The 18,521-nt window shown below is 58.2% G+C and carries 14 protein-coding genes; 4 read left to right on the top strand and 10 right to left on the bottom strand.

Annotated features, from left to right (window positions below; translation table 11 throughout):
* Window positions 1-30 precede the first annotated feature (30 nt).
* Window positions 31-633 (top strand): Maf family protein, encoded by a 603-nt coding sequence (locus MKFW12EY_RS15315; RefSeq protein WP_054763469.1) that lies wholly within the window; start codon window positions 31-33, stop codon window positions 631-633.
* Here the strand turns inward: MKFW12EY_RS15315 and MKFW12EY_RS15310 are convergent.
* Genes MKFW12EY_RS15310 through dusA form a run of 7 tightly spaced genes read right to left on the bottom strand, consistent with a single transcriptional unit; the run spans window position 630 to window position 7,456 of the window.
* A complete protein-coding gene (locus MKFW12EY_RS15310; protein WP_054763468.1) occupies window positions 630-1,478 on the bottom strand; it encodes an HDOD domain-containing protein in 849 nt (282 codons plus the stop codon). The genes MKFW12EY_RS15315 and MKFW12EY_RS15310 overlap by 4 nt on opposite strands.
* The gene (locus MKFW12EY_RS15305; protein WP_054763472.1) at window positions 1,479-2,054 is read right to left on the bottom strand and encodes a lytic transglycosylase domain-containing protein; all 576 of its coding nucleotides are present in this window, start codon (window positions 2,052-2,054) and stop codon (window positions 1,479-1,481) included. It lies immediately after the preceding gene.
* A 25-nt stretch (window positions 2,055-2,079) separates the two neighbouring features.
* Entirely contained in the window at window positions 2,080-3,276 is a 1,197-nt protein-coding gene (gene purT, locus MKFW12EY_RS15300) for a formate-dependent phosphoribosylglycinamide formyltransferase (RefSeq protein ID WP_221053307.1), read from the bottom strand.
* Entirely contained in the window at window positions 3,273-4,865 is a 1,593-nt protein-coding gene (locus tag MKFW12EY_RS15295; protein ID WP_221053306.1) for a MutS-related protein, read from the bottom strand. The genes purT and MKFW12EY_RS15295 overlap by 4 nt, the downstream gene beginning before the upstream one ends.
* A gap of 31 nt (window positions 4,866-4,896) precedes the next feature.
* Window positions 4,897-5,874, bottom strand: a complete 978-nt coding sequence (hemH, locus tag MKFW12EY_RS15290; protein WP_054763475.1) for a ferrochelatase — start codon at window positions 5,872-5,874, stop codon at window positions 4,897-4,899.
* A gap of 4 nt (window positions 5,875-5,878) precedes the next feature.
* Window positions 5,879-6,424, bottom strand: coding sequence for a GTP cyclohydrolase I FolE (gene folE, locus MKFW12EY_RS15285; RefSeq protein WP_054763474.1), 546 nt, complete (start codon window positions 6,422-6,424; stop codon window positions 5,879-5,881).
* 39 nt (window positions 6,425-6,463) lie between these two features.
* Window positions 6,464-7,456 carry a tRNA dihydrouridine(20/20a) synthase DusA gene (gene dusA, locus MKFW12EY_RS15280; protein WP_082409968.1) on the bottom strand — a complete coding sequence of 331 codons (993 nt, stop codon included), beginning with the start codon at window positions 7,454-7,456 and terminating at the stop codon, window positions 6,464-6,466.
* 467 nt (window positions 7,457-7,923) lie between these two features.
* Here dusA and MKFW12EY_RS15275 point away from each other — a divergent pair, with 467 nt between their 5' ends.
* Window positions 7,924-11,763, top strand: a complete 3,840-nt coding sequence (locus tag MKFW12EY_RS15275) for a DUF1631 family protein (RefSeq protein ID WP_221053305.1) — start codon at window positions 7,924-7,926, stop codon at window positions 11,761-11,763.
* 61 nt (window positions 11,764-11,824) lie between these two features.
* On the opposite strand, the gene MKFW12EY_RS15270 is transcribed toward MKFW12EY_RS15275, so the two are convergent.
* From MKFW12EY_RS15270 to ylqF, 3 genes are all read right to left on the bottom strand, one after another.
* Window positions 11,825-13,816: a HAMP domain-containing methyl-accepting chemotaxis protein gene (locus tag MKFW12EY_RS15270; RefSeq protein WP_221053304.1), complete on the bottom strand. Its 1,992-nt coding sequence runs from the start codon at window positions 13,814-13,816 to the stop codon at window positions 11,825-11,827.
* A gap of 231 nt (window positions 13,817-14,047) precedes the next feature.
* Complete coding sequence (locus MKFW12EY_RS15265) at window positions 14,048-14,698, bottom strand: DUF2076 domain-containing protein (protein ID WP_054763295.1); 651 nt, start codon at window positions 14,696-14,698, stop codon at window positions 14,048-14,050.
* 153 nt (window positions 14,699-14,851) lie between these two features.
* Window positions 14,852-15,760, bottom strand: coding sequence for a ribosome biogenesis GTPase YlqF (gene ylqF, locus MKFW12EY_RS15260; protein WP_221053303.1), 909 nt, complete (start codon window positions 15,758-15,760; stop codon window positions 14,852-14,854).
* Window positions 15,761-15,950: 190 nt separating this feature from the next.
* Here ylqF and gap point away from each other — a divergent pair, with 190 nt between their 5' ends.
* Both gap and pyk read left to right on the top strand, forming a co-directional pair.
* The gene (gene gap, locus MKFW12EY_RS15255) at window positions 15,951-16,964 is read left to right on the top strand and encodes a type I glyceraldehyde-3-phosphate dehydrogenase (RefSeq protein WP_054763294.1); all 1,014 of its coding nucleotides are present in this window, start codon (window positions 15,951-15,953) and stop codon (window positions 16,962-16,964) included.
* A gap of 9 nt (window positions 16,965-16,973) precedes the next feature.
* Window positions 16,974-18,407, top strand: a complete 1,434-nt coding sequence (pyk, locus tag MKFW12EY_RS15250; RefSeq protein ID WP_096875846.1) for a pyruvate kinase — start codon at window positions 16,974-16,976, stop codon at window positions 18,405-18,407.
* The last annotated feature ends 114 nt before the right edge of the window (window positions 18,408-18,521 follow it).

Raw genomic sequence — 18,521 nt, 5'->3', positions numbered from 1 at the left:
TGTTGCGTCAAACTGACAACTACGCTACCCATGACCGATAAGCGCCCCATCGTGCTGGCATCCGGCTCCGCCTACCGCCGCGAGCTATTGAAAAAACTGGCGATTGACTTTAGCTGCTGTCCGGCCGACGTCGACGAAACACCGCTTCCGAACGAGGCGCCGGCCGAGTTAGCGTTGCGCTTGTCCGTCGAAAAAGCGTTGGCGGTCGGCCGTAGCCATCCCGCGCATTGGGTCATAGGCTCCGACCAAGTGGCGGCATTCGACGGCGAAATCCTGGGAAAACCGGGGAACCGGGAACGGGCGGTGGCCCAGTTGCAAAGCCAATCGGGTAAAGCCGTATCTTTCTACACCGGCCTTTGCCTGTTGGATAGCGCCAGCGGACAGCATTACACCGCGCTGGACCGGTGCGAGGTGCATTTCAAGCCTTTGAGCCGGCAACAGATCGAATATTACCTGGACATGGACCGCCCCTACGATTGCGCCGGCAGTTTCAAAGCCGAAGCGCTGGGCATCGCCTTGTTCGATAAAATTTGCGGCGAAGACCCGAATGCTCTGGTCGGCCTGCCGTTGATCAAACTGGCCGGCTTGCTGCAACAATTCGGCCTCGACGTGCTGCAGCCGGCAGCGGATTAGGGCGGGCCTAGCAAATCCAGCATTTGCGGCAGTTCCCGGTCGGCTTGGTCGGCAATCTCCAGAATCTGTTCGCGGTCGATGCGTGCCAGCGTCAAGCTCTGCTTGGAAAAGCCTGCCGCAGTGCGGCTGCGCTCGTCGGGAGTTTTGCTGTCGACCAGCCGGCAAGCCATGTACAGCAGATGCGCATCCAGCTTGTGCAACAGTGCCTGTTCCGGTTCCAAATAGCAGCCTACCGTCTCGTACAAGCTTTCGGGCAAGCCCCAGCTCTTCAGCAATTCGCGGCCGACCTCGGCATGGTTGAAGCCCATCAGGTTTTGTTCCAAACCCGGAATCAGCCGCCGGTCGCCATTGGCGGCCAGCAATGCCTGGCGGCTGGGCTCCGGCAGGCGGTGGTACAGCAGCAGCGAGCCGATATCGTGCAGCAGGCCGGCGATAAACAGCCTTTCGGCGTGCAGCACCGCGCAGCGCTTTGCCAGGGCGCGGACCAGAATCGCACAGTGGATGCTGCGTCGCCAGAATCCGGCCATATCCACCAGCTCGCACGGGATTTGCCGGAAACGGTCGGCGATGCAGGTCGCCAGTACCAGGCTGTGCAGGTCATCGATACCGATCACGGTAATGGCCCGCGATAACGTGTCTATTCTGGCTTGGAAGCCGTAAAACGGGCTGTTGACGATCCGCAGCAGCCGCGCCGACAACACCGGGTCCCGCGCGATGACCGTGCCGATTTCGGCCGGCGAGTGGCGCGAGTCGCGGATCATTTGGTTGAGTTGGAAATAGATGTCGGGCAGAGAGAACAGTTCGGTCGAGCCGGCGATCAAGTGTTTTATCGCGGCGATCTTCACTCAACTTTTCCGGTATAGCGACAGCACGTGTTGTACGTAATTGCGGGTTTCGGGGTAGGGCGGCACGCTGTTGCCGTATTTCATCACCGCGCCTTCGCCGGCGTTGTAACCCGCCACGGCCAAAGTCAGATTCGAATTGAACATGGCCAGCAGGTCTTTCAAATAACGGGTGCCGCCGTCGACGTTCTGCTCGGCGTCGCGCCGGTCTGTGACGCCGTAGCGGCGGGCGGTGTCCGGCATTAACTGCATCAGGCCGACCGCACCGGCGGACGACACGGCATTCGGGTTGTAGGCCGATTCGGCTTGGATCACCGCATGCAGCAGTTTCGGGTCCATCTGGTGCTTGGCCGCGGCTTTGGCAATCAAGTCGTTGAATTTGAGCCGGTTGCCGGACATGAATTTCAAATCGCGCTGGTAAGTACGCGGCCGGGTGCGGATGATCAGGCGGTAGTCGAGACCTTTTTTCGGTTCGTCGGTGTAATAAACCCGGCCGTCGGGAGCGACGTATTTGTAAATATCCGCTCTGGAGTCGGCGATTGGCGCTAAGGATAAGATGGCGATCAGCATACGTTTCATCGCTTTACCCCGAGGTTGTTTCAGATCATTGCCGAACGCTGACTGCCGCGGCGGCTTGCAAGGCCTTGGCCCGCGCCGCCTCGACCGTGTCGCCGCTCGCCAGCGCGACGCCCATGCGGCGGGCGGCGAAGGCTTCCGGCTTGCCGAACAGGCGCACGTCGGTGTCGGGTATGGCCAAGGCCCGCTCCAGGCCTTCGTAGCTGACGGCTTTGGCGTCGATGCCGCCCAGAATCACCGCGCTGGCGGCGGTCCTGTCCAGCGCGGTATTGACCGGCAAACCCAAGATCGCCCGGGCGTGCAGGTCGAATTCGCTCTGGCGTTGGCTGGCCATCGTTACCATGCCGGTGTCGTGCGGCCGCGGGCTGACCTCGCTGAACCAGACCTGATCGCCGGCGACAAACAGTTCCACGCCGAACAGGCCGAGGCCGCCCAAGGCATCGGTGACTTTGCCGGCAATTTGTTGCGCCAGCGCGATGGCGTTTTCGCTCATGGCCTGCGGTTGCCAGCTTTCCCGGTAGTCGCCGTGTTCCTGGCGGTGGCCGATCGGTTCGCAGAAATAAGTCCGCACTTGTCCTTCCGCATCCAGGGCGCGCACCGTCAGCAAGGTGATTTCGAAGTCGAAGTCGATTTTGGCTTCGACGATGACTTTGCCGGTATCGGTGCGGCCGCCGGCTTTGGCGTAATCCCACGCAGCCTGCAATTGGTCGGCGCTTTTCACCATCGACTGGCCTTTACCGGACGAAGACATGGTGGGCTTGACGAAGCAGGGGTAACCGATGCCGGCGTTCACGGCGGCCTGTAATTGGTCGAAACTTTCGGCGAAGGCGTAGCGCGAGGTGGGCAAGCCCAGCTCCTCGGCCGCCAACTGGCGAATGCCTTCCCGATTCATCGTTAACTGAATGGCGCGGGCATTCGGTACCACTGCGGTTTGCCCGGCTCGTTCGATCTCGGCCAGCGCGTCGGTGGCGATCGCTTCCAGTTCGGGGACGATGAAGTGGGGGCGTTCCAACGCAATCAACGCCTTGACCGCCGCGGCATCGGTCATATCGATCACGTGGCGGCGGTGGGCCACCTGCATCGCCGGCGCGCCGGCATAGCGGTCGACCGCGATCACTTCCACGCCGTAACGTTGCAGCGATATTGCGATTTCCTTGCCGAGCTCGCCGCTACCCAGCAGCAGGGCTTTGGTGGCGGAGGCGGTGTCGGGTGTACCTATTTTCATGAATTGGCTAGATAGTTATCGATATCTTGTTTGGAAAAGCCGATTTTCTTGGCGACCCGGTCGGCGTGGCTGACGCGGGATATGCCGTCGATTAATTTGAAGGTCGGCATGTCGTCGGCGAACTCTACTTGCTTCGGCGTCGCCACCCGGCGATTGACGAACACGTCGACCAATTGGTGGTTGTGCGTGATCAGGATGGTACTGTTACCTTTGCGGTAAAAGCCGTCCAACACGTCGATAGACGACTGCATTTTCTCTTCAAAAGTAGTGCCTTCCGCCATTTCGTCAAGCACGACCAGACTGTTGCTACTGGCCGCCAGAAAGATGTCGCGGGTACGTTTCAGTTCGGTGCCGAAGCGGCCTTCGCCATCGTCCAAGTGGCTGATTTCCGGCGCTTGGTAAAAAATCCGGTCCGCGACGGTCAGTTTGGCGGTCCGGGCCGGAACGTAGCAGCCGATTTGCGCCAACAGTTGAATCTGAGTAACGGTTTTGCAGAAAGCGGTTTTGCCGCCGCTGTTCGGGCCGGTGACGCAGACCAGACGTTCCGCGCCCATGCTGAAATCGTTGCCGACATAACTGGGGTTTTTATGGCCCAGCACCGGATTTTTGGCGTCGCGCAACTCGATGTAATGGTGGTCGGCATCGAGCAATTCCGGCAGCACCGTCTCGCTGCCGTAGTTTTCGGCATACTTGACAAAGGCCAACAATTCGTCGAGCTGGCCCAGACCGTCCAGCAATTCTCCGAGGGCGGTGGAATTCTTGTAAATATCGCGCAGCGGGATGATGCAATTGTCGCGGTCGTAACCGCCGATCACCGGAATATAAGCCAACGCCAACGGCAGGAAAAACACCGAAGCCACCGACAGGCCGTCGCGGGTGACCTGGAACATGTCGCTGGGGAAAATCCGGGTCAATCCCCAGACTGCGGCGACCAATAATGCAATCAATAGCGGTTTGAACAGGGTTGGCCGGAAAATGGTGGCCGGTGCGAACGAGTTTTTGCGTTGCTCCTTGCTTTGCAGGCCTTTTTCGCTGTTATAGACCGGGCCAACCATCAGCGAATATTCGTTGCTTTGGGCGAAATTGCCGATTTTGTCGAACACGCCTTGCAGATAAGGGCTTTGCGGCCGACCGGAGTTGTAAATGGCACCTACCAGATTCAATACCACCCGAATCCCGCGCACGTATTGTTTGTAGCCGTAGCCTTCGATCTGATGCTCTACGCGTGCGGTGCCGAAACCGCCAAGGAATTCGCCGAACAGTAGCAGATACAAGCGATTCTCGTCGGCGGCGGCATTGGCGACGATGTTTTCGACGTTTTCCCGTACGGCCGGATTGTCGCGAATTTCGCGCACCGCTTCCTGTTTGGCGGCAATCGCTGCGCGGTCGTCCAGCGGCCGGGCCAGCGAACGGTACAACACGGCTTGGCCGGCCAGGGTGCTGGCGTAATTGACGTTGTCGAACAGTTCGTCGACCTCGATGGTATTGAACGCGCCTGGGTCGACGACGCCGGCGCCGGTTGCCAGCGGTTCGGTGGATCGAGCCTGGGGCCATTCGCCGTTCCAGCTTTGAAGAATATTCTGTTGCATGCTGCCTCCCCCGTTTGTATCGGCCGCACTGTCAGTGTGCGGTTCTTATTAACTCTAGCATCAGCTCGACGTGGGCGTCGCTGTCGTTCAGGCACGGAATATAGCGGTAGCTTTCGCCGCCGGCTTCCAAAAAGACTTCGCGGTTGGCGAGCGCGATTTCTTCCAGCGTTTCCAGACAGTCTACCGAAAATCCCGGGCAAATCACGTCTATGTTTTTAATGGCTTGCCGAGGCAATTCCTGCAGCACTTCCACGCAATAGGGCTTCAGCCATTCGGCGCGGCCGAAACGCGATTGGAACACCAATTTCCATTGCGCGTCGGCCAGCCCCAACTGTTCGGCAAGCAAGCGGGCGCTGGCCTGGCATTGGTGGTAATACGGATCGCCCCATTCGGTCAGTTTGGCCGGCAAACCGTGAAAAGACATTACCAGCATTTCGGCTTGGCCGTGTTGTTGCCAATGCCGGCGTACCGAATCGGCGACGGCGGGGATGTAAGCCGGATGGCGGTGGAAATCGCTGATAAAGCGCAGGCCGGGCATGTGTCGCCAGTGGACGAATTCGTCGGCGACGATGTCGAAAATCGAGGCTGTGGTGGTCGAAGAATACTGCGGGTAGAGCGGCAGCACGACGATTTCGTCCACGCCTTGTTTTTTCAGTTCGCGCAATTTGTCGCGCAAGGCCGGAGCGCCGTAGCGCATCGCGCAGTCGATGGCCAGCGACGGTCCGCCGTAACGCGCTTTCAACTTTTCGGTCAGCCGTTGGCTGAACTCGATCAGCGGCGAACCTTGCTCGGTCCAGATCGATTGGTAGGCATGGGCCGATTTGCGCGGCCGAAACGGCAGCACGAACAGGTTCAAAATCAGCCACCACAACGGCCGCGGCAAATTGACGACGCGCGGATCGCCCAGGAATTCGCGCAGGAAACGGCGCACGTCTCCGGTTTTCGGCGACGCCGGCGAACCGAGATTAACCAGCAATACGCCGGTTTTGCCGGCTGGGGTTTCGCTCATCGGGCTATTTGCGGTTGATCAAATTGAGGAATTCGGAGCGGGTGCTGATTTCCTGGCGGAAAATACCGCTCATCACCGAGGTGGTCATCACCGAGTTTTGTTTTTCGACGCCGCGCATCATCATGCACAAATGCTTGGCTTCGATCACGACCGCGACGCCACGGGCGTCGATGGCGGTTGCCACCGCGTCGGCGATTTGCCGGGTCAATTGCTCCTGGATCTGCAAGCGCCGGGCATACATGTCGACGATACGCGCCAATTTCGACAGGCCCAGCACCTTGCCTTGCGGCAGGTAACCGATGTGGCATTTACCGATGAAGGGCAGCAGATGGTGTTCGCATAGCGAATAGAGCTCAATGTCCTTGACGATGACCATGTCTTCGGTATCGGCTTGGAAGATGGCGCCGTTCAGGACGTCGTCCAGGTTTTTTTCGTAACCGTTATTCAGAAATTTAAAGGCTTTCGCGGCCCGTTTCGGCGTGTCGCGCAAACCTTCCCGATTCACGTCTTCGCCTATCGCCTCAATGATTTTGGAGAAATATTCTTCCATCGCCGCCTCTGGGTAAAAAAATGCCGTGAGTATACAGGATCAAAAAGTAAATGCCAGAGCGTCCAAAACCACCTGAAAACCGGCACCCGGTTTGCCGGCATGCTCGCTCAGATGCCGGCGCCAAGCCCGGGCGCCGTCCGCACCGTGGAACAGACCGAGCATGTGGCGGGTGATGTTGTGCAGGCGTTGGCCGGACTCCAATTGCCGCTCGATATAGTCTTGCATTCCAATCACTACCTGCCTGCGGCTTGGCAGCGGCTGCGGGTCGTGGAAGATGCGTGCGTCGACCTCGGCCAGCAGGTAAGGGTTGTGGTAAACCTCTCGCCCCAACATGACGCCGTCGACCCGGTCCAGCAACGCTTCCGCCGTATCCAGACTATTAATGCCACCGTTTATGACAATCTCAAGTTGCGGGAAATCTTGTTTCAGTTGCAATACCACGTCGTAACGCAACGGCGGAATTTCCCGGTTCTCCTTCGGCGACAATCCGGACAGCCAGGCTTTGCGGGCGTGGACAATGAAGGTTTTGCAGCCGGCATTCGCTACCGTGGCGACGAATTCGGTCAGTTCTGCGTAGGAATCGCGGTCGTCGATGCCGATGCGCGACTTGACCGTGACCGGAATCGACACCGCATCGCGCATGGCCGCGACGCAATCGGCGACTAATTGCGGCTCCGCCATCAGGCAGGCGCCGAAGCGGCCGTTTTGCACTCGGTCGCTGGGGCAGCCGACGTTCAGATTGATTTGGTCGTAGCCGTAACCGGCGCCGATAACGGCGCATTGCGCCAATGCCGCCGGATCGCTGCCGCCCAATTGCAAGGCAAGCGGGCGTTCGGCCGCGTCGAATTGCAAATGCCGTTCGGCGTTGCCTTGCAATATGGCGCCGGTCGTCACCATTTCGCTATATAACAAAGCGTGCCTGCTTAAAAGCCGGTGAAAGTAACGGCAATGGCGGTCGGTCCAGTCGAGCATCGGGGCGACGCTGAAACGGGAAGCCGTAAAAGGTGACGGCGCGAATGATGGGTCTGTCATGCTGTATCTGCGGAATTTCGGGCAAAGCGGCGCTTGCGCTAATTGGCGGTCGGATCGTGGCCGGCCGGGAATACGGGCGTTGTCGACCGAATCCCGTTTGCCGGGTACCGCTTTCAGCCGCAACGACTATCATTGTACACGGCGGCGGTGCGGGAGGGTCCGACGAATTCCTGACGGCCGGCGCCACCGACTCCGCTGCTATAGTCGGATAATTAGGCCTTTGGCTCTAGGCCGCAATCGACGCGGTTTAGCCCTGACCGGCCGCTAATTGTGCGTTCCGCGGAGCTGGTGTAGTATTGGATTCGAGAGTTAGCGCCGTTGTTAGACGCTTCGCCGCGGACGCCGAATTTCGCCCAAGTCGGCACCTGTGAGTGTTTTTCAGCCCGGTACGGGCTGCTCCAATCGATCGTGTTTCGGCTCCTGATTTCGGATTTCGCCGCTCGATACAATTTAAATTTTCGCTTTGCATGCCTACCAACATCAACAAACCGAAACAGCGCAGGTATATCCGCTATCCGATCGAGCTGGCAGCCGTGTTGGTGGTCGACAATCGGCTGAAATTCGACGGCGTGATTTTGGACTTCTGTCTGGGAGGCTTTTTTCTGGCGCTGAAATCGCCCGAGCAAATACCGCTGGACAAAGCGATTAAAGTCCAGTTTTCGATTGCCGCCGCCACGGGCGGCGAGCAATACGAAATCGACGCCCGAGCCTTGCATATTGCCGGCGGCGGCATTGGCATCGCGGTCGACGACATGCCGCGGAACGCATTCGACGCGTTGAAAAATTTGGCCAAAGCGCCGCTGGCTGCGCTGTTGGCGGCCAGCGATGCCAAGCCGAATAAATTGGACCAGGAAAAGCTGAGAAATCTGTTCAAGGTGTTTTTAATCGAGAACCTGCCGCCGCTATTGAACCGTTACTACGAAATGGTGGGCAGTTACATCGCCGACTCCAGCCAATTCAGCGAATGCTTTACCAACCAATCGATGTGCGACGATTTGGTCACGGTACTGAAAACCGGGCGGGAAACGTTTATCAGCGAATTTTGCACTTCGGTGCTGTCGCAGGTCGACGATATCGCGCGTAACACGCCGGAAAGGGAGCGGCTGATTCCGGATTACAACGCGCTCTCCTTGGTCGAGAAAGAGGACTTCGAAGACTGGCTGAATATGTCGCTGATTGTCAGGAAACTGGCCAACCATTACGACGAACAAATCAATCTGGTCGCCAGCGAAATCGGCCGGATTTTCGGTTTCAACGAAAGCGGCGTCGCCAATCCGCTTAACCCTGCGGTGTTATGCGATAGCTTTCGGGAGTTGGTGATCCAGCTCGATTTGAGCCGGAAAATCAATAGTTTGGTGTATAGCGCCTTCGGCAAGGTACTGTTCAGCGACTTGAACGGTTTGTACCAGAAAACCTATTTGTTCCTATCGCGCAACCAATCGGCCGATAAGAAACCGGCGCGGCAGGAGCAGTGGACCGATATCGGCAAGTCCCGGGGTGGCGGCGGCGCGATTGCGGCCGATCCGCGGCGGCCGGGGGCGGGGGGGCAAGCGCCTGGCGACGGCCTGATGCCGGCTGGCGCCGAAGTCCGCGAACGGCGGCCGATAGGCCAAGTCGCGGCCACGCTGCTGGATTTATTGACCGAAACCGGTATCGATTATCCGGAACTTGCCGTTTCCGCCGCCGCGGCGCGGCCGCAAGCTGCAGCATTATTCGATCGCGACGAAATTGCCGCGGCCATTACTAAACTGCAGGAAAATCTGGCCGGCGAGCGCAAGTTGCATTGGGATGCCGCGGCGTTGAAGCAGCGTTTGCAGGAGACCTTGAGCGGCTTGGGTTTGGGCGCCAAATCGTTTGCCCCGGCCGATTTGCAACATCTGGAACTCTACGGCCGGTTTTTCGAAACGTTGTTCAACGATATCGCCCAAGCGTCGGAGATCAAGCCGGTGTTGGAGCGGATCCATTTGCCGCTGCTGTCTTTGGCGTTGCGCGGCGACGATTTTTTGAATGCAGATTTGCATCCGGTGAAAAATATTTTGAACCAGTTGTCGGTATTGGAGCCGGCGGTCAAAACCAATCGAATCGTTAAAAACATCAACATCAAAAATGCGGTAGACAATATCGTCGCCCGGATACACAACGAATCCAATCCGGAAGTGTTCAAGCAGGCCGAGCGGGAGTTGGAAGAACTCACCCGCCAGGTGACCCGGTCGGTCGATACCAATGTCAAACGCATCGTAGAAACCTACGAAGGCCAGCAAAAGCTGGAAAGAGCGCGGCGATCGGTACAGGACGAAATCGACAAACGCATCGCCGGCCGGGTGGTGCCGAAAGTGATTCCGGAGTTATTGCAATACGGCTGGCAGCACTTGTTGCTGATCGCCGAGTTGAACATCGAACGCAAACCCGAGGAGAAACGCGCTTATTTGAAAGTGTTCGACGATCTATTGTTCTGGTTGTTCGAGCAGGATTCGATGCTGAAGATCCAGGCGGCGACTATCCAGACTACGCTGGACTACGTTAAGGAGCAGTTGACTTCGGTTTGTACCAACGTATTTTTCCTCGATAGCGTAGTCGACGAACTGACCGCATTGTTGCTGGGTAGCGGTGAGCCTAGAGTGCGCAAGCCGATGGCGACGGTCAGAATTCCGCCGGCCGACAGCGCTAGCCAGAAAGAGCTGCCGATCAAGGAAGACGCGTGGCTGGCCCAGGTCGAGCAACTCAGCATCGGCGATTGGTTTTCCGTGCTCCGCGACGGCCAGGGCTTCGAGGCGATGAAGCTGGTCTGGATCGGCGATTTGTTGCAGTTGTATGTGTTCGTCAATCGCGACGGGCTCAACAAACTGGAGTTGAGCAAAGAAGAGCTGGCGGATTTGATGCGTAGCGGCGACGCGATCAAAATGGAAAGCTTGGACTCGCCGTTGGTGGACAGAACTACCAACCTGATGTTGCAGAAAATGCATGAAAAGTTGCTGTTCAATGCCACGCACGATCCGGTGACCGAGCTGTTTACCCGCGAGGAGTTTTGCAAACAGCTCAAAAACGAGACCGCCAAAATCGGCGAGGCCCACCACATGCTGTGCCATATCGAGGTGTTGGATCTGCGGGTCATTGCCAATATCTGCGGCAGCGCCGGGGTCGAACAACTGCTGAAAAGCTTGGCGGCAACCCTGGCGCAACATGTCGAGAGCCACGATTTGCTGGCCCGGCTCGGCGACGAGTCGTTCGCGATTTTGTTCAAGAACCGTCCCGCCGCGGAAGGCTTGGCGTCGGCGCGAAAGTTGGTGAAAGTGGTTAACGACGCCCATTTCCAATGGCAGGAAAACAGCTTCTCGATCAGCGTCAGCCTGGGTTTGGTGCCGTTCGCGGCCGAATCCTACGACGTGCAGGAGTTGCTGCGCCGGGCCGATTCCGCCAGCATGTCGGCCGAACGCTCCGGGCCGAATAACGTAGTGGTGTTTTCCAGCGAAGACGAGAACTTGCGTTACCAGGAAAAGCTGCACGAATGGATCGGCCGGATCGACAAGGTTTTCGCCGAAAACCGCCTGTTCGGCCGCTGCCAGATGATCGCGGCCACCGATCCGCTTGCCGCCAACTACCTGCATTACGAAATCTTGCTCGGCGTCACCGGCGAAGACGGCAATGTGATCCCGCCCGACCATTTCATTCCGGCGGTGGAACGTTGCCAGCGCATGCCGGAAATCGACAAGTGGGTGGTCAATAACGTGTTCGACTGGATCGCCGGCAATCGGGAACTGTTCGATAAGATGGACGGCTTTTCGATCAATCTGTCCGGGCAGTCGATCAACAGCGAGGAGTTTCTGGAATTTCTGAAATCGGCGTTGGCGGCAGGCAACGTACCTTGCGAAAAAATTACGTTCGAAATCACCGAAACCGTCGCGGCCGAGAACTTGGGTTTCACTAAAAAATTTATCGCTGCAATCAAACAGTTCGGCTGCACATTCTCGCTGGACGATTTCGGTTCCGGATATTCGTCCTATTCATACCTGAAAAATCTCAATGTCGATTATTTGAAGATAGACGGCGCCTTCGTCAAAGAGATACACAACAACAAGGCCGACGTTGCCATTGTCAAATCGATGAACGAAATTGCCCATTCGATGGGGCTGCGAACCATCGCGGAATATGTCGAGAACAACGAAATCCGCAGCGTGCTGAAGGAGATCGGTGTCGACTTTTGCCAAGGCTACGGTATCGAGAAGCCGATCCGTCTGGCGGAACTGAGCGAGAAACTGCCGCCCAGCGAGTTGTTTTCGTTCGAAAGCGTCGAATTCTGGGGATTCTGATCGCCGCCAACCCGGCAGGCTCCGGCTGCACCTCCACGTTCAGCCGGGGCCGGTGCTAACCTCATACCTTGAATTGCGATACGGCCTGTTCCAGTTCCTTGGCCAGATCGGTCAGCTCTATTCCGGCCTTCAACGACGCCCGCGCGGTATTGACGCCGGTCTCGGCAATTTCGGTAATCTTGACCACCGTACGGCCGACGTCGTCAGTTACTGCATTTTGTTGTTCGGCGGAGGTGGCGATTTGGGTATTCATCGTGTTGATCGTTGCGACGGACTGGGTGATCGCGCCCAGCACCTGGCCCGAAGCCTGCGCTTTCTCCACGCTCTGTTCGGCCAGCGTCCGGCTGGCATTCATCGCGACGACGGCTTGTTTGGAGCCGGATTGCAGTTTTTCGATCATGTTCTGGATTTCGCTGGTCGAAGACTGGGTGCGGCTGGCCAGCGTGCGCACTTCGTCGGCCACCACGGCAAAGCCGCGGCCGTGCTCGCCGGCGCGGGCCGCTTCGATCGCCGCATTCAATGCCAGCAGGTTGGTCTGTTCCGAAACGCTGCGGATCACGTCCAAAATGCTGCTGATGTCGTTGACGTGGCCTTCCAGATTGCTGACCGTGCCGGCGGCATCGCCGATTTCGCGCGCCAGCGAATTGATCGAGCCGACTGCCTGTTGCACCACGGTTTGGCCGGCGCGGGCCTGGCGGTCGGTTTCGGCGGCGGCGGCCGCCGCTTGCGAGGCGTTGCGCGCTACCGCCTGTACCGCCGCCGCCATTTGCGTCATCGCCGACGCGACCTGTTCGATGTATTCCTTTTGCGACTGGGCGCCGGCCGAGTTGTTCTCCACGGCCCGCAGCAGCACTTCGGCGTTGCGTTGCAAGGTTTGCGAGTAGCCGCTGACCTTGCCGACAATTTTATGGATGCTTTCCGCGGCATGGTCGAAGTCCTGGGCCATGACGCCGATTTCGTCGCTGGGCGCGAAGCGGGTGCGGGCGGTCAGATTGCCGGTACCGAAGGCCTTGGCGAATTTGCTCAGCGCGTTGATCGAATTGACGATGCTGGGCGGCACGGTAATCGCCATGCCGACGCCGATTGCGATGCCCAGGATTAGGCAAACCACGATAATGGTATTGGCTTGGCCGACCAACGCTACGGTTTTGCCGGCAATTTCCTGGGCTTTGCTCCAGCCGTCCTGTTCCGCGGCGGCGGCCGATTGTCGGGCGCTGGCGGCGATTTGGTCCATTTTGGCGACGATTTGCTTCAGACGGCTGTCGTTATCGATCCATTGCACCGCGGCGTTTTGGTATTTTGCCGTTTCCGCCCGGGCCTTCTCGATCCGTTCTTGTTCGGTCGGTTCTTGCGTCATTGCGGCCAGCTTGTCGTATAGGGCCATCAACGTCGGCAGTTCCTGCTGCATTTGTGGGTAGTACTGGCGGTTTTTGTAGAGCCGCTCTTCCTTCTCGTGTTGGATGATGGTTTGCGCCAGGGATTTGATCCGGTTGACCAAAATGTACTTCTGCACTTTGCCGTTCAATTCATTCTGGCCGGCGCCGTTGTCCAATAATTTGGCGTATTCGGTTTCCTGTTTTTCGGCAAAGGCGTCGGCTTCGGCCAGTACCGCTTTGCCGCTGTTGGCCATGGTATCGACCGCCTGCCGGTTGTTTTTCAAGGCGGCGACGCCGCTGTCGTACAGCTCGCGGAACTCCTTGACGTTGTTGCGTACCGATGCCGATTGTTGCAACAGGGCGCTGTCGGCGAAGCTATTGCCGATGCGGTCGACCTGGTTCAGATTCTCGTCCATCGCGTTCAACACCTGCTTGGCGCGGCTGTAGGTTTCTTCGCGTTCGTAGAGTAGGTAGTTGAGCTGTTCTATCGTGGCGTCGTAGGCGCCGGCGTGTACGTCCACGGCCAGTTTGACCGCCGGTACCTTCCATTCGGCGATTTCGTCGATGCTGGAGCCCAACCTGCCGATGTAGATCCAGGCTAGCAAGCCGAATACGACCAAAATCAGGACCAGCGCCGAGAAGCTGGCGATCAATTTATTGCGAATGGTAAGTTGCATTTCAGGTTTCCTAAGATCGAACGCGCGGGCGTGCGGCGAGCCGAAACATTACGGCGGAGTCGGGCGATGGTCGGAGTTTAGACCAAAGTATTTAGTTTTGGCGTGTCTGCTGCGTTTGGCGGGGAAATGGATGCCGAAGCGGCCGGCGATGTCGGGCCGAATTTGCGGAATAGCGGAAAGGCTGGGCGGGAGGCCGCTACGTCCATGTATCGGCCGGGTGTTGGCGGCGGCTTAAATCCAGCCGGAGTCGTCGCCGGTATCGTCAGCGTCGAGTTGGCCTAAATCGTCCAAGCCGTAGTCGCTATGCTCGTCCGCCGTTGCCGCGGCGACGGCATCGTCGCCGTAATAGTTGTTGACTACGGTAGCGTCCGCCGGAGTTTCGTGGGAGGCTTGGCTCCACAGCGATTGTTCGTTGCCGCCGTGGTGGCCGCCCAGTAAGCTTTCGATGCCGTGGTACAGAAACGAGCCGGCCACGACGCCGGCCGCGGTGGTGGCAATGTTGCCCAGAAAGCTGGAGCCGCCGCCGAACGCACTGGCTTGCGGCGGCATCGGCGCGTTGCGCGGAATTTGGTAATTGCCGGCGCCGGGTACGCCGCCGGCCGTTAGCGCTTGCGCCCACGGATCGTTGCTCAAAAATCCGCCGCGCGGGGCTGCGGCGGCGCTGGTTTGTAGCTGCTGTTGCAGGTCGGCGATCTGGCTTTTGGCGCTGTTTAACGCTTGTTCCAGCAGCATGGCCCGTTGCACCAACAGATAGGCGGCATCGGGGTGTTTGGCGACGCTGTCGGCAATCAACTGCGCCGCTTCCGCGTCTTTGGCGCCGACTCTGGCCTCGGCCAATTGCTTTAGGAACAGGTTGAGTTGGTCGCGTTCTTGAGGATTCATTCGAATGGCTCCGTTTTTGAGAATATTGGCCGCTTAGCGGTTGCGCAGCAGACCGCAGGGGCAGCTTAAATGTTCCGCAACGATGTGGGGCAAGCTGCGCCGATTTTCAACGCCTAAACCGTCGGCGGCGGCCCGGTTCCGCATGGGCGTCGCTCAGGAGCGCGGCCGGCGCGCTTCGCGCTCGGCGGTTTTTTCGGCGCGGATCTCGGCTAGCTCGGCCATTTCCGCGGCTATCATGTCCGGGGTTTCCAACGTGATGCGGCCGATGGTGCCGGCGCGCAGTTCGGTCAACAGCAGTTTGGCGGCTTTGTCCAGCTCGACGATGCCGCCGGCGCGCAGGCAACCGCGCTTGGCGCCTATCACTTCCAGCAAGGCTTGCGCTTCCGCCGGCAAGGTTTCAAGCCGATAGCGTTGGCGCAGTGGCTCCGGATAGGCCCGGCGCAGGTAATCCAGCGCATACAACGCAATGTCGGCATGTTCGAACGCGGTGTCTTTGACGGCGCCGGTGGCGGCCAGCCGGTAACCGCTGTGCCGGTTCTCGACGTTGGGCCACAGCACGCCCGGCGTATCGGACAGCACGATGTTTTTGCCCAGGTTGATGCGTTGCTGCTGTTTGGTCACGGCCGGCTCGTTGCCGGTTTTGGCAATGACTCTGCCGGCCAGCACGTTGATGATGGTCGATTTGCCGACGTTCGGAATGCCCATAATCATGGTTCGAATTACTTTGCCGGCGGCGGTTCTGTCCGGCAGCATTTTGCCGCACAAATCTATGATCTGTTTGATCTTGTCGGGCTGTTGCGTGGTTACCGCCAGGGTTTTCACCGCTTGCTCGCGCTCCAGATATTCCTGCCACTGTTTGGTTAGCTCGGGATCGGCCAGGTCGGTTTTGTTCAGTACCCGAATGCAGGGCTTGCCGCCGCGCAGCCTGGCCAGCATCGGGTTTTGGCTGCTGTAAGGGATACGAGCGTCGAGGATTTCGATCAACAGATCGATATCGGGCAATGCGTATTTGATCTCTTTGCTGGCCTTGTGCATATGGCCCGGGTACCACTGGATTTGCATGAGCGCTGGTCTGCTGTCGAAAACGGAATGCAATTGTAACGTACTCGCTACGCTGCGGCAGCGGCGCGTGGCGCTAATCCGGTCGCGGCGGTAGACGTTGTTTGTCCGGGTTTGCTACAATCTGCCGAATTTTTGGTGCTTTCGGCACATCTCAACCCCAGTCCTTCACAATCATCCCGGAGAAAATTCTATGGCAATTAAAGTTGCAATTAACGGTTATGGCCGTATCGGTCGCAATGTTCTGCGCGCACTGTACGAAGCCGGTCGCACCAACGAAATCCAAGTGGTTGCGATCAACGATTTGGGCGATTCCAAAACCAATGCGCATTTGACCAAATACGATACCGTGCACGGTAAGTTCCCGTTCGATGTGACTGTGGATGGCGATTACATTGTGGTCAACGGCGACCGCATCCGGGTTTTCGCCGAGCGCGATCCTGCCAAATTGCCGTGGGGTGAGCTGGGTATCGACGTCGTGCACGAGTGCACCGGTTTCTTTACCAGCAAAGCCAAGGCTTCCGCGCACATCTCGGCCGGCGCCAAGAAAGTCATCATTTCCGCCCCGGGTGGTAACGATGTCGACGCCACCGTGGTTTACGGCGTTAACCACCAAACCCTGAAAGCGTCCGACACCGTCATTTCCAACGCGTCTTGCACCACTAACTGTCTGGCGCCGCTGGTCAAGCCGTTGATGGACACCATCGGCGTCGATCACGGTTTGATGACCACGATCCACTCGTACACCAACGACCAAGTGTTGACCGACGTTTATCACAGCGACTTGCACCGCGCCCGTTCCGCGACCCAATCCATGATCCCGACCAAAACCGGTGCCGCTGCTGCGGTAGGTTTGGTATTGCCGGAAATGAAAGGCAAACTGGACGGTTTTGCCATGCGCGTGCCGACCATCAACGTGTCTGTCGTGGATTTGTGCTTCCAAGCCTCGCGCAACACCACCAAAGAAGAAATCGACAGCATTCTGCGCGAAGCGGCCAACGGCTCGCTGAAAGGCATTCTGGCGATCAACGACGAGCCGTTGGTGTCTTCCGATTTCAACCACAACCCGCACTCTTCGATTTACGAAGCGGGCTTGACCAAAGTTACCGGCGGTAACTTCGTTAAAGTCTTGTCGTGGTACGACAACGAGTGGGGCTTCTCCAACCGTATGTTGGACACCACCGTTGCGCTGCATAACGCCAAATAAAGGGATTACATGCTGTTAAGAAGAACCAAAATCCTGGCGACGCTGGGACCCTCCACGGACAAGCCGGGCGTACTCGAGGAATTGTTCGACGCGGGTATCGACGTCGTCCGTTTGAATTTCTCGCACGGTTCGGCGCAGGACCATATCGACCGCGCCAACCGCGTGCGGGAACTGAGCAAGAAAACCGGCCGCAGGGTCGGTATTCTGGCCGACCTGCAAGGTCCTAAAATCCGGATCGAGCGTTTCAAGGAAAACAAAGTCTGGCTGGACGAAGGCCAGGATTTTGCCTTGGACATCAACCTCGGCAAGTACGACGGCGACCACACCCAGGTCGGCATCAGCTACGAGCCGTTGGCGCGCGAAGTCAAGCCCGGCACCCGCTTGTTGCTGGACGATGGCCGGGTGGTGTTGGACGTGGTCAACGTCGAAAACAATACCCGCGTGAATACCAAAGTGGTGGTCGGCGGCGACTTGTCCAACAATAAGGGTATCAACCTGCTGGGCGGCGGTTTGTCGGCAGCGGCGTTGACCGAGAAGGACAAGGAAGACATCAAAACCATCGCAGTGATTCAGGCCGATTACGTGGCGATTTCGTTCCCGCGTACTGCCGACGACATGCACGAAGCCCGTGCCTTGTTGGAAGCGGCCGGATCGTATGCCGGTTTGGTAGCGAAAATCGAGCGGGCCGAAGCGATGGACGTGATCGACGAGATCATCATGGCCTCCGACGCCATCATGGTGGCGCGCGGCGACTTGGGCGTGGAAATCGGCGACGCCAACTTGCCGGCCGCGCAAAAGCATTTGATCAAACGTTCGCGCGAATTGAACCGGGCCGTGATTACTGCCACGCAAATGATGGAATCGATGATCGAAAATCCGATCCCGACCCGTGCCGAGGTGTTCGACGTGGCCAACGCGATCGTCGACGGTACCGATGCGATCATGCTGTCGGCGGAGACCGCATCCGGCAAACATCCGGTGAAAACGGTGCAGGCCATGGTGCGCATCTGCTGGGAAACCGAAAAGCAGCCGAGCGTGACCCATTCTCACCACCGCATGACCGACAGCTTCTCGGCGATCGACGAAGCCATCGCGATGTCGGCGATGTACATGGCCAACCACACTAAGATCAGCGGCGTAGCGTCGTTGACCGAGTCCGGCTCGACCCCGTTGTGGATGTCCAGGATTAACTCCAACATCCCCATCTACGCGTTCAGCAGCCACGAAAAAACGCTGGGCCGGGTGACTTTGTACCGCGGCGTATTCCCGATTCCGTTCAGCCGCGAATCGATGGAAAAAGCCGAAGTCAACAAAGCCATCATCGACAAACTGCGTACCCGCGGTGTGGTCAATAAAGGCGATACCTACATCATTACCAAAGGCGACGCGACCGGCCACCAAGGCGGCACCAACTCGCTGAAAGTGGTCACCGTAGAAGACTAAGCGGTTTCGTCCAAACTAAGACGCGGCGCTCCGGCTTCGGCCGGGCGCCGCGTTTTTTGTTTGTGGGATGTGTAATTAGCCCGTTTGCATTTGGGTTTGCATGGATTGCGTGGC

It is taken from the genome of Methylomonas koyamae, from assembly GCF_019669905.1.
Taxonomy (GTDB): Bacteria; Pseudomonadota; Gammaproteobacteria; order Methylococcales; family Methylomonadaceae; genus Methylomonas; species Methylomonas koyamae.
This window is presented reverse-complemented; position numbering and strand designations above follow the sequence as displayed.